Source organism: Marinobacter fonticola, assembly GCF_008122265.1.
In the GTDB taxonomy this organism is placed as follows: domain Bacteria; phylum Pseudomonadota; class Gammaproteobacteria; order Pseudomonadales; family Oleiphilaceae; genus Marinobacter_A; species Marinobacter_A fonticola.
Genome location: NZ_CP043042.1, coordinates 1,719,124 through 1,739,901, shown reverse-complemented (window position 1 = coordinate 1,739,901; position 20,778 = coordinate 1,719,124). Strand labels below are relative to the sequence as shown.

The window sequence follows — 20,778 nt, the reverse complement described above, 5'->3', positions numbered from 1 at the left end:
CGGTCCGTGAAGCCCTGACAAGCGCTGCGCCAATGACACAAGCGATCAAACCCAGAATCATGATCATCGGCGCTGGCGCCATGGGGCGACTCTGGGCTGCGTACCTGCATACGGCGGCAGAGGTCTGGTTCGCCACGCGCTCGGTTTCCGGCCCGAAAATCGACTACCCGATGCGGGATGCGACCGGCTCTCGTCACTCGATCTCAGTGCCAGTATGGGTTCGCGAACGCGGCTTACCGGATTGCATATTGGTGATGACCAAGGCTCCCGACGCGGAAGCCGCCCTGGCGCCGTTCGACGCTTTGTTATCGACCAATACTTTGTTATCGACTGATATACCGGTGGTATTGTTCCAGAATGGCATGGGCAGCCAGCGGACCATCGTCGAACGCTACCCTGGCGTCCCCATTATCGCCGCGTCGACGACCGAAGGCGCTTATATTGCCCCTGACGGCCTGCTTGTCCATGCCGGCAAGGGCATCACTTGGGTCGGCGGACTCAACGCGATTGCACAAAGCCAGGCCGAGGCTGCGGTCAACTACCTGGGCCTATCCGGCTTGACCGTGGCGCAGGATAACGACATCGAAGGCCGCCTCTGGCAAAAGCTCGCAATCAATGCAGGTATCAATCCATTTACGGCCCTACTCGATTGCCCAAATGGCGAGATCCTTGGCAACGGTTATTTCGAGCAGCGGATCGGTGGCGTCTGCGAGGAAGTCAGCACCTTGATGAACGCCCGGGGCCGGCCGATACCGGCCGCCACGCTGGAAGCGCAAGTACGGGAGATTGCGAACAGGACGGCGACGAACAGCTCGTCCATGCGCCAGGATATACGCGCCGGCCGCCAGACCGAAATCGATATGATGAACGGCTTTGTAGTGCGCGAATCGGAAGCTCTCGGCTTATCGGCGCCGGTCAACCGGGAGCTGACAACGGCCGTAAGAGCGCTCCGCCACACCAAGGCCTGATGCTCACCTCACACAGGATATTCAGCCATGGGTTACCGACTTTCCAAGATCTACACACGTACCGGCGACGACGGCTCTACCGGCCTGGCCGATGGTAGCCGCATTGCCAAAAACGCTCAACGCGTTGAAGCCATGGGCACCGTCGACGAACTGAACTGTCAGATCGGCGTGCTGATCGAGTACCTGGACACCGAGCCCGAGATGGCCGAAATACTGCGTCGTATCCAGCACCACCTGTTCGACCTGGGTGGCGAATTTGCCATACCTGGCAACTCCATCATCGGCGACAGCCACATTCAATGGCTCGAGCGGACACTGGACGAATGGAACGAGGAATTGCCGCCGCTCAAGAACTTTATCCTGCCCGGCGGGCGTCGCAATGCCGCTCATTGCCACCTCGCGCGTGCAATATGCCGCCGCGCTGAACGTGGAGTCGTCGCCTTGGGACATGAAGAGTCGATCAACAATGCCTCACGGCAATATCTCAACCGGCTATCCGATTTGCTGTTCGTGTTCGCTCGGGTGCTTGCGCGACGTGAGGGCGGCGAAGAAGTCTTATGGGCGCCGACGGCAAAGCCTGAATAGCGGCGTCCAAACAGTGGTCGGCAGCCCACGAAGAAACGTAAAGGCGGAGTCAGGGCAACTCCGCGATGTGCTTTATACGCGGAAAGATTCCACCAAACGGCGCAGTTCAGCCGTCAGATCCGACATCTCCTGAGAGGCATCTTCCGTTTCCTTGGCATTGCCCGCGGTGGTGTGGCCCAGCCCGGTGATCTGCTCGACGTTGGTATTGATATTCTTTGCTACAGCGGACTGTTCTTCCGAAGCCTGGGCAATCTGATGGCTCATATCCACGATCGTCGAGATACCGGACAGGATTTTCTCCAGCGCCTGGGTCACTTCCGAAGACTTCTCGACGGTCGCGTCGGTGACCTCATGACTGTTAGTCATGGCCTTGACGGCATCCTTCACGCCCCCTTGCAGCCGCCCGATCATGGCCTCGATATCCTCGGTGGATTTATGCGTTCGCTGAGATAGAGAGCGAACTTCATCCGCCACCACGGCAAAACCACGGCCTTGATCGCCGGCACGGGCAGCCTCGATGGCGGCGTTCAGTGCCAGCAGGTTGGTCTGTTCCGCAATGGCCTTGATCTCCACCAGAACCTGACTAATGCTGTCGCTGTCGGCACTGACGCGGTTAATCACATCCACTGCACCGCGAATCTCCTCTGCCAGGCGATGGATGGTGTCGACAGTTTCGGCCACCACACGACGGCCTTGTTCAGCGTCCTTCTCGGCGCTGGAGGCTGAATCCGACGCACGCTGCGCACTGACAGCGACTTCCTGAACCGTGTCTACCATTTGATGCATGGCGTCGGAGATCTGGTCGGTTTCCGTCATCTGGCGCGCAACAGCTTCACTGTTGGCGGAGGCCGTATCGTTGACCCTGCGGGCCTGACCGTCCACGTCACCGGTCGTGCGGCTCACCGACTGAATAAGATCCGCCATCTTGGAGGTCATGTTGTTGAATTCACTGGTGAGCGCGCCTAGCTCGTCACGGTTCTGCAAGTCGATGCGCACCGTCATGTCGCCGCCGGCCACTTTGCGAGCGGCGGTGCCAAATTCGGTAATCGCCGTTTTGACCGACATGAAGAAACCCATATACAGATAAACGACGATCAGGAGTACGACGCCCAGCGCCAGGAAGATAATGAGCCGCTGATCGGTTTCCGCACCAAGTCGCATATCGAGGTTGCCGCCGACAATATCGAAGATATGGTTCTGCAGCTCGAAGTGGCGGTTCAACGCCGTGGATACCAACTGATCGAACTCTTGCCAAGGCATTTCCAAGCGATAAGGGGTGATCACGTTGACATCGAGGGCGTCACGCACAGCCAGGGAACTTTGGACAACCGCTCCGGCGAGATCGGCATGCTCGTTCAGGGCCTCAGACGAGCCTAGCGCGACCTGGAACTCCGACTCGAGCCGGCCGTGAAGATTCGTTAGCCGATCGAAAAGCTCGTTCATGGCATCGGCAAGCGCGTACCCGACCTGCCCTTGAGCCAGGCTAAAAACGGCAAATGTGCGCACCTGCCCCTGGGCGCTCATAGCGTCATGCAGCGAAGCCACCCCAAGCTCCATCAAGAGCTGGTTCTCGGGCGACGGATCCTGGGATAGACCGGAAACCTTCATTGTCGAGGCAAGCAGGGAACGGCCCCTCTGAACGAATTCCTGGTAATACTTGAACTGGGGATCGATGTTGCTCTGGAAAATGTCCTCTCGCTTCAGCGTTTCCCATTCCTGCTGAAGCGCTTCCACTTGGATGCGCCAGCTTCCGCTGCCATCGAAAGATACATCTGCCGCCAGCAAACGCTCGAACGACGCATCGATCACTGCGGCGGCCTCAGCGCTCTTGCCGAGAATATTTTCATCGTTGGTCATTTTGCCGACGGACCGGTAATCCCGATAGGCGTAGGCTGCCCGGACCAGCTCGTTGACTTCCCTGACTTGCTCGAGCCCTTCCGCCTCGTGGGCAATCGCCGCGATAGAGCTGTTGAGCTGACTGACGAGCAGATAGGACAAGCCACCGATCGGCAGCAGGAAGAGAATGCTGATCAGGCTGAACTTGTAGAACATCGGCAGCCTGTTCATCAACGCGACTGCTGGATACAAAAGTTGCTTCACTGATCCCCCTTAATACTCACAGTGCCAACTGGCTGGCTATCGCCATTGTTATTGTTCGCCTACCGCCGAGTGCCGAATTGCATAACCGCGTAACGGAAACAAGCACCCTCTATCCCGGAGCGAGTGTCAGTGGTTTACCTACTATTATGTCGTCAGATTCGTCAGAAACTTGAGGCTGGCTTTGTTTATTTATTGTTATTTCGCGTAGCGTCTTCTCGATGGGGTACCGGCAGCTTGCAAAGTTACACCTTAAAAGAGCCAAGTCTTGGAACGCTCACAGGTTGAAACAATCGTAAATCGAGACCGCAGAACGCGCTGACGCCAGGCGTGTACAACAGCTATTCAAAGCCGCCGACGCCCTATACGAATACACCGCTGATAGCGAGCAGCGCCAGCACACAGATCCACACCAACATGCTCCGGTTGAGCAAATCGCGTACGGCCCGCAAGCTGCGTTCGCCGTAATCCGGCCAATCGCCGGGGTGGGCGCTAGCGAAGCGTTCAGGGTCGAGAGAATAGCTGGAAAGCGCGCCATTGGCACTGACGAACAGCAGATCGCGTGATTTCACAGCGGGATTTAGCAACTTTTTACGTGTGTGGCTCAGCCAACCGCTCAAATCACCGGCAATACCAAAGCTGAAACTCAATAGCCGGGCCGGTACCCAGGCCATGAGTGAAGTGAAGCGAGCAAACGGCACACGCGTTGCAGCATTCGGCCAATGGTCCCGCCATGCCAGCAAGAGACGCACTCCGATAACCCCGGCCGGTCCCAATAGCACGTACCAAAATATCAGCAGAAAGTAGCGTTCGAAGATGATCAGGATGAGCTGCCGCGCCAGCGAACGGTGAAGTTCTTCCGGCGCTGCGGCCGCGCCACGCTCTTCGGCAGGAATCAGGTGATTGACGTGATGCCAGGCAGCCTTGGCATCACCGCGCCGCCAAGCCTCGCCATAAGCCCGGATCGGATTTCGCCAGCCGGGAACGCCCATGGCAAAGACCAGCACCATCAGATCCAGCGGCCAGGTCAACATCCACCAACTGCTGCGGCTCAGCCCGATATCAATCAGTGCAACCAGGATGATCGGTACCGCCAGCAGCAGGATCGGCAGCGCCGGGCGGGATTCGTGGTCGGTTTCGGCGCCCGGCATGCGCGCCAGTCGCCGGCGCAACACCGGATCCAGCCCCTCGTCCTGGGTGCTATCCAAAAGACGACGCACGCCGTAAGCCACCAGCAGGATAATGAAACTCAAGAGTTGCGCCCCGCGTCTGTGTTTGGATGAGCGCCGAGGGCCTCGAAAAATGCGGACCAGCTGAAAGCCGGGCCCGGATCAGTCTTGCGTCCGGGTGCGATATCGCTGTGCCCGGCAATGCGATCAGGTGTAATTTGCGGCCAGCGCGCCATCAGAGCTCGACCTAGCCGCGCAAGGGTCTGGTATTGCACGCGCTCATAAGGAATAGCGTCGGCGCCCTCAAGTTCGATACCGATACTGAAATCGTTACATTCGTTTTGGCCCAGAAAGCTGGATCGGCCCGCATGCCAGGCGCGGTCGAGGAAAGAGACAAACTGAATGCATTCGCCATTGCGCCGTACCAGAGCGTGGGCAGATACCTTCATCTCACAGATTTGCTCGAAATAGGGATGCTCATGTCTATCGAGACGGTTGCAGAAAAACCGCTCAATTGCATCGCCACCAAAACGGCCGGGGGGAAGGCTGATGTTGTGGACGACAAGCAGGGTAATCCCGGCCGTGTCCGGGCGCGGGCCAAAATTGGGTGACGGGCAGTGCCTGACGCCGTTAAGCCAACCGGCTTGGTCGATCGAAAACCCGTTTGAGTCATACTCGGAAATCAAGATGCTTCCATCAAAGCCGCGTTGCGAAGAGCCTGAGATCAGGCAGCGATTCTACGGTGATTGAAGCATAAAGCAACGGAACTGGCCATTGATGGACAGGCGCGGATACCGGACTCGGCCTCCAGCGCACTTTGAAGCCGCTGATGTGGCCGTGGACAAGCTTTCACGGTTTCACGGTTGGCTTTTTGGGCTGACTTTCCTTGCTTTTGGACGCCACCCGCCGCTTAGAGCAGCCGGCGTCAGTCGCGCCGGCTATGGCGCAGATTGTCGATAATAGACTCCAATGCCCGATCGAAAATCAGGCCATCGTCCAACAAACTGACTTCACCGGTCGACAGCGCCTTCGCCACGTCCTGCAAAGTATATTCAGAAACCTTTGCACCATTTCGGTTGACGAAAATGTACTTGCCGGTAGCTTTGATAATCGCCGCCAGCTTACAGCGGATCTTCTGGCCGCCGGTAACGAGCTCGACCCAGGATCCAACGCGCAACTTCTCGGCCATCTCTACCCAGCGTTGCTCAACGCCCAGGACACCGGTTTCTGCCACGCCCTTCTCGGCGCCGATAGCCACTTCGGCTTGGCTCGGGACCGCGGCAGGCGCGGGCTCCTTCGCCACGTGCGCCTGCCGAGGCGCCTTTTCACGCGTTGCCGGCTCGGTAACGGCCTCTGCCATTTGCGCGGACTGGGCCTGCTGAAGTTCCGCCGCCGCCAATTCTTCATGGGTTGGCTCACGGAGTAACTCATCGTGCGGCATCGTCCTAGTCGTCGCTGGAGCTGCGACCTCCACTTTCGCCTCTGTCGTTGGCGTCCCGAGCGCCATCTGCTGCAAGGCGTCAACGTGCGCCAACTCGAGATCGCGAATCATGGCGTCGCTGGCAAACGGGTCCCAGGCGATGCTATGCAACCCCTTGCGCAGATTGTCCACTATGGAGGGGATTTGGCGCAGCAGCTCGCCACGCGTGTCTTCGGTGACCGGCTGCGGGTCCACGCTCCAGACCAGCTGTGCGGCGAGTTCGGCTGATTGCTTCCAGTTCTCGCTATCTTCTCCTTCACGCAGATAGAAGAACTGCAATACCTTAGACCACGGCTCGCCCAGTAACGTCTCGACTACGGGCGGCAGTTGGCGATCATGGGTGACCGCTGCCAGCACTTCCGTAGCGGCCGTTCGGGCGCGCTCCTGTCTGGCCCGGCCTTCCTCGGCATCCCTCAGGCGCTGTTCGACCAGCTCGCGACGGCGACGGTCGAGATCCATGAAGTGGCTGAACTCGTCCAGCAGTTCGGAAAAGATCGCCACATTGTCGGTGAATTCGCTCAGCAGCCGGTCGACAACCGATTGGATCTTGTCGCGTAACGGATCTCGCTGCCCCTCTGCCTTGGCGTTCCAACCGATGCCCGCCATCGCCAGCTCGTTCAACAATTTACGCGCAGGATGTCCGCCGCGGTTGAAGAAGCTACGATCGAGCAGAGCAACCTTCAGTATGGGAATCTGCAGTCGCCCGATGGTGGCTTTCATCAGAGGGGGCAGTTGGCGGTCTTCGAGAATGAAATCGAACAACATGGTCACCAGGTTGACCACATCCGCGTCCACCTGGTTAAGCGCGCCAAGACTTTGTCCTCGCCCCGCAAGTGCGGATTCGACCTGATGGGTTAAGTTGCTAGAGATAACCGCTGTAGCTGACCCGTCGAAAGAGACCTCGGCAGATTCCGCACGTCGCTGCAGTAGCGCTAGCTGCTGCATCAGTTCACCGGTATCCAGAACCCCTCCACCTTGGGCTCCTGCACGACCAACGGTGCCGACCGGTGCATCGCCGTCAGACGAGTTGTGCAGCAGCGCCGATAGTTCGGAAAATGTTGCGTCGGCGCCCTCTTCTCTAAGGCTGGTGCTTTCCCCATGGCCCGAAGTTCGACCGAATGCCTGCGGAGTGGAGGGCGGAACCTGGCCTCGAGAAGTGGCAACGTGTTGCTTGGTACCCGAACCGCTAACCGGCGGGCGCTTCATGTCTGGCAATACACCGCTCTTGACCAGCAGCGTGTTGGCGTCGCGGTACAAGTTATCGAGGCGGGCGATAAACAGCTTGTCGAAAAGTTTCAGTACGACCAGCTTCGCCCTGATATCGATATCGAGGTCGTTGCAGGCTTCCTGCAGACCACTGCAGATGACTTCAGGGCTCAACGGCATCTGGCGATCTTGAAGATCGAATTTTGGCGCCAGATGTTGGAAACGGCTAACCAGCATGCGGATCGATTCCAGATGCCGGTTACGCAGCTTGTTCGTGAGATTGTCGATGGCGACCTGCTGCTCCAAGTCGCCGTGATCCAGCAGGCTCAGGCTGTCTTGATCGACTTCGGTCAGTCCGTTGGCGCGGGGCTGGGGATCAAAGGCACCGATCTCGTTGAACGCGCGCGCCACCCACTGGAGCATCGACAGCGTCATCGACTTGCGTCGTAGGCGCAGCTCGCGCATGGCGTCGAAGTAAGCGGTCTGATCCTGATTGGTGCCGGCTTTATCGGCCATGTTGAACAGCGCATCATCCGCGCTGTCGAAAAACTCGGAAAGCTCTTTGCGTAAGGCCTGTCCGGAATAATCCCGAAGACGGATCAATGCCGTGGGCAGCGTAAACGAACGTTCGCCCGCCTCTTTCCTCAAACTTACGACACGGTTGTCATTCGTCATTGAGATTGCCCCCGGGATGCTATCCCGTTACAACTATCCGCCACCGCTGGGTGGCCCAAATCCGCCTAAGAAGCCCTGAAAACCCTTGCACCAACAAGATTTATATTTCACACGAGTTTACAAGCATGTCTGCATCATAGGCGGTTTGTACGTCACCTTGTGTCAGGTTTTGTCACCGATTGTGTTTGACGGACGCAGTTCACAATTCCCGGCAATGCGCTCGCCAATAATCAGTTGTAGAGTTAGTTAATGACGCCATAAACGACAGGCCATTGACGTCATAGGCCACCTTTTTAGAGAGTTTATTGACGCATGAGCCCCCATTCTCATTCGGAACCAGACACCCGCTATCCTGCTTGGCCCCACTCCTCTGAGTCAGTAAACTTGCCCTGTTTTCCACTATCCGGGAGTTCCTGTACGACTATGACCGCCTATACCAACCAGCAACTCAGTCAGTCACGCATCCAGGCGGTCGCCCAGAGCCTTCAGGAAGATGTCGGCCCTGGCGATGTCACGGCCCAACTGATTCCCGAGGAACGCCAGGCATCGGCTCGGGTCATTACCCGTGAGCATGCCATGATTGCTGGCCGGGCCTGGGTCGACGAAGTTTTTCATCAGGTGGACCCAAGCGTGGGCATCGAATGGTTCTGCCAAGACGGTGACCGTGTAACGCCGGACCAGGCGCTGTTCGCTGTTCAGGGCAATGCCCGCAGCCTACTCACAGCCGAGCGTTGTGCGCTCAATTGGTTGCAAACGCTGTCCGGCGTCGCCACGCGCTGCCAGCAATACGCTGACCGCGTCGCCCATACCTCGGTAAAATTACTGGACACGCGCAAAACCTTACCGGGCCTTCGACTGGCCCAGAAATATGCCGTCACATGCGGCGGTTGTCATAACCATCGGATCGGTCTCTTCGATGCGTTTTTGATCAAGGAGAACCACATTGCCGCATGCGGCTCTATCGATCAGGCGATTAGCGCGGCCCGCCGGATCGCGCCCGGCAAACCCGTAGAGATCGAGACCGAGAACCTTGAAGAGTTCCACCAGGCTCTGGCCGCAGGAGCCGATATCGTCATGCTGGATGAATTCTCGCTGGCCGATATGCGCCAGGCGGTTGAGGACAATCGGGGACGGGCAAGGCTCGAGGCTTCAGGCGGTATCAACGAAGAGACTCTGATCGCTGTCGCCGAGACCGGTGTGGACTATATTTCATTAGGGACCCTCACGAAGGATGTTAAGGCGACTGATCTCTCGCTTCGGCTATCCATGTAACATGTCGGCTTTATCACGTCGCCTACAGCACCTCGTAATTACAGACGGTAACCGTTGTTAAGGAGGCTGGGGTGGCGATTCAGGCTACGCTATGCCGTCTGAGCATGCGCGACGAACGCGTGACGATCTTTTAGAGCATGCAATGACGTTTTAACGTATGTAATGGACGCTAGAAGAGTGTGATCAGACCGGAAAGCCGAAGCCGAGCGGGGTCGTCGCGCTGATCGACTTACCCTTACGAGGTTCGGTGGCTACGGCACTATGATTGACATCTGGCATCAGAACGCAAACCCCCAGCATGCACCAGGGAAGGGTTTCTGTTGAACGTTCCATCACGCTTTATTGAATCGGTTAAAGTCGGACTCGCCTATGCCCTGGTTACGGCGGGTATCATCGCGCTGGCATTGGTCAGTATCCAGCTTCCCACGCAGGCTGAACACTCATCCATCGTCTGGCTGCCCTCAGGCTTAGCCCTCGCCCTGTTAATTTTGCGCGGGCGGCGAATGGTTCTGCCCACACTAGCGGCTCTTTTTGTCGCCAGCCTGGTTCATGTCTCTCAGACGTCCAATGGCAATGGCTCACTAAATACCTTTCTTGCAATCTATCTATCCTATGCCGCCGCTCCGTTAGTGGCTTATTGGGTGTTCTGGCAGACGTCCCGCAGCCGCCACCCGCTGACCGATTACCTCGGCTTTATCTGGCTGCTGGGCGCCATCACCGTCGCTTCACTGGCCTCGGCACTGCCAATGACCTATCTCGCGGCACAAACCGCTGTGCAGGGCAGTACGCCCATTAACGAAGTTCTCCTTTTGACCTGGTTTTCCCATGCTTTAGGCTGCCTGACAGTCACGCCCCTTATTCTTAGCCTCGTGCGCGAGCCCATGGTCGCGCGCCTGTTCTACCGTCCGCTGGAGTGGCTTCTTTGGGCCACCGGCCTGGCCTTCATTGTTGGCATAACCCTTTACGATGTCATGCAGTCGTTGTTCCTCCTGCTCCCCCTGATGACCTGGGCAGCGACCCGGTTCTCACTGAGTGGCAGTATGCTGGCCATCAGTATGGCTACTTTCACCGCCCTCGCTTGCGTATTTCTACTCGTCGACCCCGAGCTGGCGAAAGGTCTGGATGCGCTGCTGGGTGAAACGCTGATCGTCGCAATCGCAGGCACCACCTGCTATGTCCGGGTGCTCCTGGCCGATCGCGAGCGCGTGGAAAATAGCCTTGAAACGACGGTTGAGGAGCGCACTCGCGAACTCCAGCTCACCAACTTCGAACTCAAGGACGAAATATTCATTCGTGAGCAGGCGGAAAAATCGTTCAGACGCTCGTCCCGGCATTTTCGCGCCCTCTTTGAGAACACCAGCAATCCCATTATCGTCGTGGAACGCGACGGCTCCATCCGCCAATGGAACAGCGCGGCCGAAACCCTTTTTGGCTACAGCCGCGACGATGCAATGGACCGGAACCTGTTGCAGGCCTTTATTCCACCGGAACAGCGAGATGAGCTGGCATGGAAAATCACCAAGGTGCTGACCACCGGTTTGCCCCGTGACCAGATCGAAACCCGGGTTAACAGCTTCGACGGCACCAGCCACACGATCCTCTGGAATATCAACCGGCTACAGGAAGAGGACGAAGAAGCGCCCGTGCAGATCATTCTGATCGGCCAGGATATTTCCGAAATTCGCGAAACCCAAAATCAGCTCCACTATCTGGCTCACTACGACGTACTGACCGATACCGCCAATCGCCGGCTGTTCGAGGATCGTTGCCGCCAAGCCATCGCCAGCGCCTTGCGCCACGGCCACTATTGCGCCCTGATCGCGCTGGATGTCGACCACTTCAAACGCATTAACGACACGCTGGGGCATGATGCCGGCGACGAACTGCTGCAGGAACTGGCTCGACGGCTACAAAAGAATGTCCGTGAAGAGGACACCATCGCGCGTCTAGGTGGCGATGAATTCGCGATTCTACTCACTCAGGTCAACGGCGCCGATGGTTGTGAAAAAGTGGCACGCGGCATCCTCAACGCCATTACTGAACCGGTTCGGATTCCCAGTGGAGAATTGATTATTACGTCCAGCATTGGCATCACCCTCGCCCCTCTGGACGGCAAGACCTACGACGACCTGCTGAAGAATGCAGATATGGCGATGTACAGGGCCAAAAAAGCCGGACGCAACAACATCCAGTTCTTCAGCCACGATATGAATGAAGAAATGCAGCGCCAGATGACGTTGGAGCGGGAGCTACGCGGCGCGATACGCGAAGGTCAGCTCGATTTGTACTACCAGCCCATCATCAGTGTCCGTTCGGGGCGCATTGTCGGTCTGGAGGCTTTATTGCGCTGGCATCACCCCACCCGCGGGCTGCTGTCGCCGACCGACTTCCTCGACGTAGCCGAACAGACCGGGCAACTACAGCAATTAGGCGAGTGGGTATGCCACAACGCGTGCCTGCAATCCCGGGCGATCCAGGCCATGAGCCCAACCCCGGTCCCGGTGAGCATTAACCTGTCCTCGCGCCAGTACAATCACCCACAACTGGCCACCAGCTTGCAACGCATCATTAAAGACACGAACCTCGACCCCAGTTTGCTGACGCTGGAAATTGATGAACGGGTGCTCGGTGACCGGCTTGACGAAACCGCTACGACCTTGGGACGTCTCAAGAAACTGGGTATTGGGCTGGCTCTGGATCGGTTCGGTAGCGGCCTATCATCCCTGCGCCTGCTACGAGATCTCCCCTTCGATCAGGTCAAGATCGATCAGAATCTTATTCAGCAGGCTCCGAACGAGGAAAACACGGCGGCCATTGTGCATACACTGATCAATCTTGCCCGGCAGCTGTCGCTGACGGTGGCTGCTTCAGGCGTTGAAAATGTGGAAGAGGATACGTTCGTGCGTAGTGCCGGCTGCCATCTGATGCAAGGCCATCGTTTCTGCCCGCCTCTACCCAGTTCGGGGCTGGGCACGCTGTTCGATGAGGTTCGCAAGGGTCGCCAACTTCTGCCGGAAGATCAGTATTCGCTTCCGCTGCGCCACGATAATCCTCAAGATCGAAATGATTAGAGGGCCTCTGAATAACGCCTTGGGCTTCAGGAGAGGATGTGACGCCCCGCTATGCGCTGCCGGATAGCAGCGAGTCAATGCGTGCCAGTTCATTTATCACGACGTTGCCCGAGGCGTCTTCCCGTCGAAAGAATTCTTCCGCCATGGGCGCAATACCGGAGACGGCCGGAAGCGCCATATCTTCCTCGATCAGGTATTTCATACGCGGCAGGAAAATGAACTGCAGCCACTGCGGGAACGTCAGTGTATCCACGCAAAATGGCTGGGTGCTTTGCAGGGCCTCTGGCGCGGGACATTCCGATTCCCAATAATTCAGCCTGCGCAACTCGGTTTCGATGGCGAGCAGACCATCGGCGATGTAAGTTGCTTGCGTAATCGAGTGCTTGGTCAAAATAACTCCTAATGCACTAGGCCTCAGTTTCCACCTTTTCGCCGTTCAGCAGGCGATACAGATTGATGTATTGGCGCGTCAGGTTGTGTTTCGGCGCGAAGTGTACCAGAGGCTGTCGCGCCTGATGGGATTCCCGCATTTTCACCGAACTCGACAGATGCACCGATAAGATGGGCAGCCCTTCTTCCAACAATTCCTGGACCAGTTGCTTGGGCAGCGTCGCCCGGTTCTGGAACTGGTTGGCCACAATGCCTTCCACCACCAGGTCCGGGTTGTGGTCCTCCTGCAAATCCTGAATTTCGTTAAGGATGTTGTACAGCGCCTGACGCGAGAAATCGTCGCAGTCGAACGGAATCAGGCAACGCTGGGCGGCAATCAGCGCCGAGCGGGTATAGAAATCCAGCGCCGGTGCCGTATCCACATAAATTTCGTCGAAATTTTCCCCCAGCTTTTTCAGCGCTTCGCGCAACTTATAGATCTTATGTTTGGCTTCCAATTTGCGCTCAAGGAAATCCAGTTCCGGGCTGGACGGCATGACAAACAGATTGGGAAAAGGCGAGGCATGCACAAACTCATCGGGACGCCGGTTGAATACCGAGAAGGAGACGGTCTGCTCCAGTAGATCCGCGACCGTGTCCTTGAAGGTCTCCGCACGCTGACCTAACAGGTAATGCGTGGAATTGCCCTGTGGATCCAGGTCGACGACCAGAGTCCGTTTACCCTCCGCTGCGGAAATCGCTGCCAGGTTGCAGGTGATGCTGGACTTGCCCACCCCTCCCTTCTGGTTGAACACGACTCGTCTCATGATGTCCTCGTCCTTTTGTTATTGCCCCGCGTTCGGGCGCAACCGTCCTGATAGTGACCTAAAAAGCGTTACCACCCCATCATCGATTTGACGAAGGGAATGGTCAGGCGACGCTGCTCTCGGAGCGACCCCTCGTCCAGGCGCTCCAGGATAGCCAGGAGTTCGCCCGTATGGCGTGGCGCACGGCGAAGAATAAAGCGGCTGACGTCCTCCGGCAGGAACAGCCCCCGACGTTCCGCCCGTGTTCCAAGAATCAGTAGGCGATCCTCGTCACGCGGCAAACTCAACTGGATAACCACACCATGTTGCAAGCGGGAGGCCAGGTCCCCCAGCCTGATGTCTATCCGCGCCGGCGGCTGCCCGGCACTAACGATCAGCTGGTGGCCATTATCCAGCATTCGGTTGAACAGATGGAACAGTGCTTCTTCCCAGTGCGCGTCGCCGGCCACGGCTTCGATATCGTCCAGACAGACTCGTTCGAATGTCTCCATGCCCTGCAGCACCTGCGGCCCCAGCGTCGCAAGTTCGGCAAGGTTCAGGCATAGCGCCGACCGCCCTTGATGCTCGGCGTGATGGCAAACGGCCTGTAGCAGGTGGCTCTTGCCCGTACCGCTATCGCCGCAAACGACGATGACTGGCAGCGAGTTGTCCTCCACAAGGGCCCGCAGCTTCTCGGCCGCGGGAACATTCCTTTCGCCCAGGAAGTTGGCAAACGTCGCCTCGTCGTGCAAGCGCACACCCAGCGTTAATTGCGATCCCTTTAGTGTGTTCGACCCCTTTAGTGTGTTGCCAGCCATGCACGACGCGTCCAGACGAAAATATAGTGAAGGCCGCTGACAATCGCCGCCCCGGCCACTAGCCAAATACCGACGGGAATGACCCAGGGCTGCATCGGATAATCGGCCAGATAGATCACGATGGCCAACACAACCAGTATCTGCACCAGGGTATTGAGCTTACCCAGAGCGCTTGGCGACATTTCATAGCGCCCAATGAAATGATGGTAGGCCAGCGCCCCGGACACAATGACCAGATCGCGCCCGACAATCAGCAGGAAAAGCCAAAATGGCAGAACGTCGGTCAGCGACAGCATCAGGTAGGAGGTAATCAGCAGCGCCTTGTCCGCCAGCGGGTCCGCGATGGCGCCCAACCTCGTTTTCCAGTCAAAGTGGCGAGCGAGAAAACCGTCGAAGCCGTCCGACGCTGCCGCTATCAGAAAAACCAGCAAAGCCGAGCGATACTGCCCATCGTATAAAGCCAGCGCGAACGGAATGATCAGCAACACCCGAAGGAAGGTGAGTGCGTTGGGAATCCAGCGCCAGCGATTGACCTCCGTCACCTGCAACTCCCGCTCTCCTTACCGGTCCCCGGACAGCTGCGAACCGCCAGTACCGGTCCAACGATAGCGCAGGACCGGATACAACGACTCGTAGCTCTTCTCGCTTTCCGCAGCGTCGGATTCATCCGTCTCGATCGGCCGGTATTGCAACAGAGACGCTCCATCCTGACGCTCCGCCGCCGGCTGTTGCGCAGTGGATTGATCGCCCTTCTCGGCGGGCTCTGCGTCAGCAGGCGCTGCAGACGTTTGGCTCGCAGCGCTGTCCGGCCCGGCGCCCGCCGGTTGCGCGGACTGGGATTGTTCGGACGGCGCTTGCGGGTGGCCCTGAGAAAGGCTGCCAGGATTCGTTTCCGGCTTGGCCGTGCCTGCGGAATCAGCCGGGGTTTCCAGGGGAACAAAATTGGCGTTCAGCGCAATGTATTCTTTGAGAACCGACAGCTCGCCGGAAAATGTAACCCGCATGGTGGCCATGTTGCCGCTGACTCGAGTGGGGCCGGCCGCGACCACGGGTGCCATGCTGTTCAGGGCGCTCAAAACGGCCCCGTACGCTTCCAGAGTGCCGACGTTTTCGATCCGCAAATCGACCCGCTGCCCCTCGGTCACCTCGCCGGCGTCCACCGAGTATCGCGCGGCCAGCAAGTCGGACCAGGCGCCGACGACGGCCTCGGCCAGAGCTTCGGATGAGCCCTCGCCCCGCACGTCACCGGTTTCGCTAAAAGCCGGCCCTTCCAGGCGCCAGCGTGCTTCCCAGTTGGAACCACGGCGGCTGACGTTGACCACGCTGACCAGGTTGCCGGAATAGTCAGCCGCCTTGGTACGCAGGTTTTCCATAAACTGGCCACGGATTTCAGACAGTAGATCCCGGTCCTGGCGCACCTCTTCCGGGGGCAACGCAAGTGGAAGGCCGCGTTCGGCCGCCGCTTCGTTAAAGGCGCGCACCCAGCGGCCGCGCTCATCGAGTTGGGTGTCGTCCGAGGTCAGAACCCAGCGGTCCCGACCGGAGTCCACGGCGATCCACGCCAGTGTTAAGGGGCGATTGGCCCCCCAGACGGGAATTTGCATGTCGGCCAGTGCCCGGTTAACGCCTACAGATCCGAAACTCAACATCAGTTGATCCGTGCCTTCGGGGGAGCGCTGATACTGATAGGACTGCAGCAAGGATTCGGCTTTCTCAAGCAGCGGGGCAATCTGTTCGCTATCCAGGACCTGGCGATTACCCGCAACCCGGGTGAGCACCTCACGCAACCCCTGCGCGTAGGCCGCCTGCTGAGCCTGGTCAGAGGGTCCGGCTACCGGCACCTGGGCACGGTAAAGCCCCTCCACGGTAACCGCGGACGCCGCCACCATAGGCATGAGCATAAAGGTAAACAGGAGCAGCGTCCTGATCTGCGGCATGACTGCTGAATTCATGAATCACCCTGCTGTTCGCTGGAATGGCCGATAGGATACACCATGGCCTTGGCACTGAGTAGCAGAGGCCCCGGTGAACATGCCTCCATGTTCCGTTTCAGTATGTCCGGCTTAAAAACCCCCGTTTACCCGCCGAATGCATTGGACCGCTCCTCGCCACCTGCTAAAATTGCCGCCTTTTCCAGACCAGGGCTTTGACAATCATGAGCGACCAGACATCGGGCATGGGTGATAAAAAGGCGGGACTCACCTACCGCGACGCGGGCGTGGATATCGACGCCGGCAACGCACTCGTCGAGCGCATCAAGGAGACCGCAGCGAAAACCCGCCGCCCTGAAGTTCTCGGTGGACTGGGCGGTTTTGGCGCAATGGTAGCGCTGCCGACAGGCTATAAAGAGCCTATTCTGGTGTCCGGTACCGACGGCGTCGGCACCAAGCTGCGCCTGGCCATGCAACTGAATCGCCACGATTCCATCGGCATCGATCTGGTGGCCATGTGCGTCAACGACTTGGTTGTTGGTGGCGCCGAGCCCCTGATGTTCCTCGACTACTATGCCACCGGCAAACTCAATGTGGACGTGGCAGCGGACGTGGTCGCCGGCATAGGCCGTGGCTGCGAGCTCGCCGGCTGCGCTTTAGTGGGCGGCGAAACGGCTGAGATGCCTGGAATGTACGAAGGCGACGACTACGATCTTGCAGGCTTCTGCGTGGGCGTTGTCGAACGCAACGAAATCATTGACGGCATGCGCACGCAGGCTGGCGACGTATTGCTCGCCGTGGGCTCCTCAGGCCCTCACTCCAACGGTTACTCATTGGTCCGTAAGATTCTGGAAGTCAGCAATGCCGATCTCGATATGCCGCTCGGTGATTCGACCCTCGCCGACGCGCTGATGGAGCCGACCCGTATCTACGTCAAGAACCTTCTCAAGCTGATCAAAACCATCGATGTCCGCGCGCTGGCCCACATTACCGGTGGCGGCCTGCCTGAAAATATCCCCCGGGTACTTCCTGAGGGCGCCGCAGCTATCATCGATACTGAAAGCTGGACCCTACCGCCGGTCTTTCAATGGCTCAAAGAAGCAGGTGGCGTCGACGATCGCGAGATGTACCGCACGTTCAATTGCGGTGTCGGCATGGTGGTCTGCGTGCCCGAAGCCCAGGCCCAGGAAGCGCTGGACACTCTGGTGGGGTTGGGCGAGAACGCCTGGCGCCTGGGGCACATCGAATCTTTAGCCAAAGACGACAAGGACGGCGAGCGCGTGCAATACCGTCCGGGTGCCGCACGAGCATGACGTCGCAAATGACACCGTCAGACGGGGGCAAGTCTATCCAGCCACGTATTGTCGTTCTGATTTCGGGATCCGGCACTAACCTGCAGGCACTGATAGACTCAGCCACCGCCGCCGATTATCCCGGCAGAATTGTCGGGGTCGGTTCCAACCGGCCGGATGCCGGCGGACTCGAACGGGCGCAGCGAGCTGGCATCGAAACTTTTGTGATCGATCATACGCAGTACGACAATCGCGAGAGCTTCGACGCGGCGCTGATCCGTAAGCTGGAAAAGCTCACCCCGGATCTCGTGGTTCTGGCCGGATTCATGCGCATTCTAACCGACGATCTTGTGCGCTATTTCCGGGGTCGCCTGATCAATATCCACCCGTCTATACTGCCGAATTATCAGGGACTGAAAACCCATGCCCGCGCGCTTGAAGCCGGTGATACCGTCCATGGCACCTCGGTGCATTTTGTAACCGAAGAACTCGACGGCGGCCCCATCATCGCGCAGGCTGAAGTGCCGGTGCTGGAGAACGATACGGATCAGACGCTTGGCGCCCGGGTCCAGGCTCGCGAGCACGTACTCTATCCGATCATTGTGCGCTGGTTCTGCGAAGGGCGGATCAACCTCGGCCCCGACGACGAGGTACTCTTCGACGGCGAACCGATCCCTGCCATCCTGACCTTGCCGGCCGACGTTTATCAATAGGAGCAACGTGTACCACGTTTACCGCATTTACCAAGAGGAGCGACGCTTGCAAATAGGCTCGCCCTGTCCGCCAGCAACAGCAGAGACATAAAAAAGCCTTCGAGATCATCTCCAGCTTTACGAACAGCTCACAAGTTGGCGGGAGGCTCCTAATCTTTCCGCCCGGTCACTTGCACCGGCGCCAGCCTTAACTTAGCTTATTAAAGCACCGCAGGCAGGATTGGCGGCCATTCTCGGATAAATGCTCGTAAAACCCTGCCCTGCATAAATACCCATACCTCCCTATCAGAGCCGTTAAACTCAGCGATGATGCTTGTTTCCAAAGTTCTGCCAAACCTCAAATGCCTGTTGCTAATCGCCAGCGCCCTGGCGGCTGCACCCGCGACCGCTGCGGATAGCGCCGAAACGCGTGGGCCGGTGTCGCTGCAGGCAACGTATCGCGCCACCCTCGAGAAAGGCATCCCTGTCAACGGGAGCGCCACCCGCTCCGTAGAACAGTTGGAGGACGGCTCCTGGGTTTCGACCTTCAAGGTCGAATCATTCATCGCCGATATTACCGAGACATCGCGCTTTCTCTGGCGTGATGGCCGGGCCTGGCCGAGCACCTATCGTTACGCCCTGGAAGGCCTCATGATCCCGGACCGGCACCGCGCGATGAATTTCAATTGGGCAGACAACCGGGTGACCGGCCGCTACGAGAGTACCGATATCGACATAGCGCTACCGCCAACGGCGCTGGACCCCTTGAGCTACCAGCTGCAAATGCGTCAGGATCTCAAGCGTGGCCAAACTGAAATGCACTACCAAATCGTCGGAAAGAACCGAGTGGAAGAAGATACCTATGCGGTAGTCGGTGAAGAAACCATCGATTCGCAACTGGGTTCAATTGAAACCGTGAAAGTGGAGAAGGTGCGCGAGCCTGAAAGCAAACGTAAGACGTATATGTGGCTCGCCCCCGAATACGACCACTTGCTGATCCGCCTGCTGCAGATCGAGAGTGACGGCACCCGTTACGAAATCCATCTGGAAAGCGCCACCGTGGACGGTCAGCAGGTCACGCCTCCGACCACACCCTGAGCACTTCGTCGGCGATAATTTCCAGCCCTCGTGCCACACGCTCATCGTTCTGGGAGTAGGTCACCCGCAAGCATTCATGGCGGTGGCGCCAATCATCCTCGGGTAAACCCGGGAAGAAATAGTGCCCTGAAACCACCAGTACCCCGCGCCGCTTTAAACGTTCATAGAGCGCCAGACTGGTGATTGGCAGATCCGGGAACCAGAGCCAGAGGAACATTGCCCCTTCGGGCTTATGGACAGCCCAGGGACAACGCTCGCCCAGACGGTCATGGAGCACCGCCACCGCCTTCTGCATCTTTTCCCGGTAGAACGGACAAACCACATCTTTGCTCAGCGAGAGAATCTCGCCACTGCGCACGAGCGGTTCGGCAAGCATGGCACCGAAGCTACCGGTGGCCAAATTCATGATGGCGTTGATGCCCGAAAGCGCACGGATGATCGGTTCGGCGGCAATAACGATGCCCGTGCGGGCCGCCGGCAATCCCAATTTGGACAGGCTCAGGCAGAGGATGATCTGATCGTTCCAGCGCGGCGTGGCATCCACGAACAGCAAACTGGGAAACGGCATGCCATACGCGCCATCGACAATCAGCGGCACGTCATGCTGCACCGCCAGCGCTTCCAGGTGGGCCATCTCCCCATCGGTGACCACATTGCCAGTGGGGTTCGTGGGCCGGGAAACACAGATCGCACCAGTGGACTCGGTGACTTCCAGCGCATCGAAGTCGACGCGGTACTTGAACTCATGATCGCCGGTCGCCGTAATGTCGGGCTTTACAGCACGAAACAGATTGCGGCTGAGTCCCGCATCGGCGTATCCGATGTATTCAGGGGCCAGCGGCAACAAAATGTGACGCTCATCGCCCTCCCCGTCGTCACCGGCGAACATGTTGAACAGCATGAAGAAGGCGGCCTGGCTGCCATTGGTGAGGGCGATATTCTCAGGGCGCAGACCCCAGCCGTATTCCGCGTTTAGCAGATCAGTCAAAGCCGCGATAAACCGCTTTTCGCCTTGAGGCGGATCGTAGACGCCGACCAGCCGCTTGAAGGCCTCTTCGTCGGCGACGATATCACCGAGAATTTCCCGCAATCGCGTCTGAATAACCGGCACATGCCCCGGATTGCCGCCACCCATCATGATCATATCGTCGCCGGACGCTAGCGCATTCCCCAGATCGTCCATCAACGAGGTAATACCGGAATCTGCGGTGAACTTGCGTCCGAATGCGGAGAGTTTCATGGCGAGCCT

Annotated in this window: 17 protein-coding genes; 7 read left to right on the top strand and 10 right to left on the bottom strand. The window is 58.3% G+C overall.

All coding sequences use genetic code 11. The features are described from left to right. The first annotated feature begins 32 nt into the window (after positions 1-32). Together FXO11_RS07765 and FXO11_RS07760 are read left to right on the top strand one after the other, a co-directional pair. Positions 33-968, top strand: a complete 936-nt coding sequence (locus FXO11_RS07765; RefSeq protein ID WP_148862452.1) for a ketopantoate reductase family protein — start codon at positions 33-35, stop codon at positions 966-968. A gap of 27 nt (positions 969-995) precedes the next feature. Further along, entirely contained in the window at positions 996-1,553 is a 558-nt protein-coding gene (locus FXO11_RS07760; protein ID WP_148862451.1) for a cob(I)yrinic acid a,c-diamide adenosyltransferase, read from the top strand. 72 nt (positions 1,554-1,625) lie between these two features. Here the strand turns inward: FXO11_RS07760 and FXO11_RS07755 are convergent, their stop codons facing one another. From FXO11_RS07755 to FXO11_RS07740, 4 genes are all read right to left on the bottom strand, one after another. After that, on the bottom strand, positions 1,626-3,605 hold the full coding sequence (locus FXO11_RS07755; RefSeq protein ID WP_202980331.1) for a methyl-accepting chemotaxis protein: 1,980 nt from the start codon (positions 3,603-3,605) through the stop codon (positions 1,626-1,628). Positions 3,606-4,012: 407 nt separating this feature from the next. Beyond that, complete coding sequence (gene ampE / locus FXO11_RS07750; RefSeq protein ID WP_148862449.1) at positions 4,013-4,903, bottom strand: regulatory signaling modulator protein AmpE; 891 nt, start codon at positions 4,901-4,903, stop codon at positions 4,013-4,015. Next, a complete protein-coding gene (gene ampD / locus FXO11_RS07745; RefSeq protein WP_202980303.1) occupies positions 4,900-5,505 on the bottom strand; it encodes a 1,6-anhydro-N-acetylmuramyl-L-alanine amidase AmpD in 606 nt (201 codons plus the stop codon). The genes ampE and ampD overlap by 4 nt, the downstream gene beginning before the upstream one ends. A gap of 239 nt (positions 5,506-5,744) precedes the next feature. Next, entirely contained in the window at positions 5,745-8,180 is a 2,436-nt protein-coding gene (locus FXO11_RS07740; protein WP_148862447.1) for a DUF1631 domain-containing protein, read from the bottom strand. A gap of 423 nt (positions 8,181-8,603) precedes the next feature. Between FXO11_RS07740 and nadC the strand changes: the two genes are divergently transcribed. Both nadC and FXO11_RS07730 read left to right on the top strand, forming a co-directional pair. Then, positions 8,604-9,452: a carboxylating nicotinate-nucleotide diphosphorylase gene (gene nadC, locus FXO11_RS07735; protein ID WP_148862446.1), complete on the top strand. Its 849-nt coding sequence runs from the start codon at positions 8,604-8,606 to the stop codon at positions 9,450-9,452. Between the two features lie 320 nt (positions 9,453-9,772). After that, on the top strand, positions 9,773-12,523 hold the full coding sequence (locus FXO11_RS07730; RefSeq protein WP_148862445.1) for a bifunctional diguanylate cyclase/phosphodiesterase: 2,751 nt from the start codon (positions 9,773-9,775) through the stop codon (positions 12,521-12,523). Between the two features lie 49 nt (positions 12,524-12,572). On the opposite strand, the gene FXO11_RS07725 is transcribed toward FXO11_RS07730, so the two are convergent. From FXO11_RS07725 to FXO11_RS07705, 5 genes are all read right to left on the bottom strand, one after another. Continuing rightward, positions 12,573-12,914 (bottom strand): YqcC family protein, encoded by a 342-nt coding sequence (locus FXO11_RS07725; RefSeq protein WP_227546074.1) that lies wholly within the window; start codon positions 12,912-12,914, stop codon positions 12,573-12,575. Positions 12,915-12,930: 16 nt separating this feature from the next. Further along, positions 12,931-13,719 carry a ParA family protein gene (locus FXO11_RS07720; protein ID WP_148862444.1) on the bottom strand — a complete coding sequence of 263 codons (789 nt, stop codon included), beginning with the start codon at positions 13,717-13,719 and terminating at the stop codon, positions 12,931-12,933. Positions 13,720-13,787: 68 nt separating this feature from the next. Beyond that, entirely contained in the window at positions 13,788-14,516 is a 729-nt protein-coding gene (gene hda / locus FXO11_RS07715) for a DnaA regulatory inactivator Hda (protein WP_148862443.1), read from the bottom strand. Beyond that, positions 14,498-15,064: a CDP-alcohol phosphatidyltransferase family protein gene (locus FXO11_RS07710; protein WP_148862442.1), complete on the bottom strand. Its 567-nt coding sequence runs from the start codon at positions 15,062-15,064 to the stop codon at positions 14,498-14,500. The genes hda and FXO11_RS07710 overlap by 19 nt, the downstream gene beginning before the upstream one ends. 12 nt (positions 15,065-15,076) lie before the next feature. Then, the gene (locus FXO11_RS07705) at positions 15,077-16,468 is read right to left on the bottom strand and encodes a DUF2066 domain-containing protein (protein ID WP_148862441.1); all 1,392 of its coding nucleotides are present in this window, start codon (positions 16,466-16,468) and stop codon (positions 15,077-15,079) included. Positions 16,469-16,692: 224 nt separating this feature from the next. Between FXO11_RS07705 and purM the strand changes: the two genes are divergently transcribed. From purM to FXO11_RS07690, 3 genes are all read left to right on the top strand, one after another. Next, complete coding sequence (purM, locus tag FXO11_RS07700; protein WP_148864835.1) at positions 16,693-17,760, top strand: phosphoribosylformylglycinamidine cyclo-ligase; 1,068 nt, start codon at positions 16,693-16,695, stop codon at positions 17,758-17,760. Positions 17,761-17,768: 8 nt separating this feature from the next. Beyond that, entirely contained in the window at positions 17,769-18,452 is a 684-nt protein-coding gene (purN, locus tag FXO11_RS07695) for a phosphoribosylglycinamide formyltransferase (protein ID WP_148862440.1), read from the top strand. 306 nt (positions 18,453-18,758) lie between these two features. After that, positions 18,759-19,529, top strand: coding sequence for a DUF3108 domain-containing protein (locus tag FXO11_RS07690; protein WP_148862439.1), 771 nt, complete (start codon positions 18,759-18,761; stop codon positions 19,527-19,529). On the opposite strand, the gene FXO11_RS07685 is transcribed toward FXO11_RS07690, so the two are convergent. After that, the gene (locus FXO11_RS07685; RefSeq protein ID WP_148862438.1) at positions 19,507-20,769 is read right to left on the bottom strand and encodes a valine--pyruvate transaminase; all 1,263 of its coding nucleotides are present in this window, start codon (positions 20,767-20,769) and stop codon (positions 19,507-19,509) included. The two genes, FXO11_RS07690 and FXO11_RS07685, sit on opposite strands and share 23 nt — an antisense overlap. Positions 20,770-20,778 lie beyond the last annotated feature (9 nt).

Bases quoted from the DNA above. Each gene is read 5' to 3' on its own strand.
- FXO11_RS07765 (WP_148862452.1), top strand. From the start codon at position 33: ATGACACAAGCGATCAAACCCAGAATCATGATCATCGGCGCTGGCGCC.
- FXO11_RS07760 (WP_148862451.1), top strand. From the start codon at position 996: ATGGGTTACCGACTTTCCAAGATCTACACACGTACCGGCGACGACGGC.
- FXO11_RS07755 (WP_202980331.1), bottom strand. From the start codon at position 3,605: ATGTTCTACAAGTTCAGCCTGATCAGCATTCTCTTCCTGCTGCCGATC.
- FXO11_RS07740 (WP_148862447.1), bottom strand. From the start codon at position 8,180: ATGACGAATGACAACCGTGTCGTAAGTTTGAGGAAAGAGGCGGGCGAA.
- nadC (WP_148862446.1), top strand. From the start codon at position 8,604: ATGACCGCCTATACCAACCAGCAACTCAGTCAGTCACGCATCCAGGCG.
- FXO11_RS07720 (WP_148862444.1), bottom strand. From the start codon at position 13,719: ATGAGACGAGTCGTGTTCAACCAGAAGGGAGGGGTGGGCAAGTCCAGC.
- hda (WP_148862443.1), bottom strand. From the start codon at position 14,516: ATGGCTGGCAACACACTAAAGGGGTCGAACACACTAAAGGGATCGCAA.
- FXO11_RS07705 (WP_148862441.1), bottom strand. From the start codon at position 16,468: ATGAATTCAGCAGTCATGCCGCAGATCAGGACGCTGCTCCTGTTTACC.
- purM (WP_148864835.1), top strand. From the start codon at position 16,693: ATGGGTGATAAAAAGGCGGGACTCACCTACCGCGACGCGGGCGTGGAT.
- purN (WP_148862440.1), top strand. From the start codon at position 17,769: ATGACACCGTCAGACGGGGGCAAGTCTATCCAGCCACGTATTGTCGTT.
- FXO11_RS07690 (WP_148862439.1), top strand. From the start codon at position 18,759: ATGATGCTTGTTTCCAAAGTTCTGCCAAACCTCAAATGCCTGTTGCTA.
- FXO11_RS07685 (WP_148862438.1), bottom strand. From the start codon at position 20,769: ATGAAACTCTCCGCATTCGGACGCAAGTTCACCGCAGATTCCGGTATT.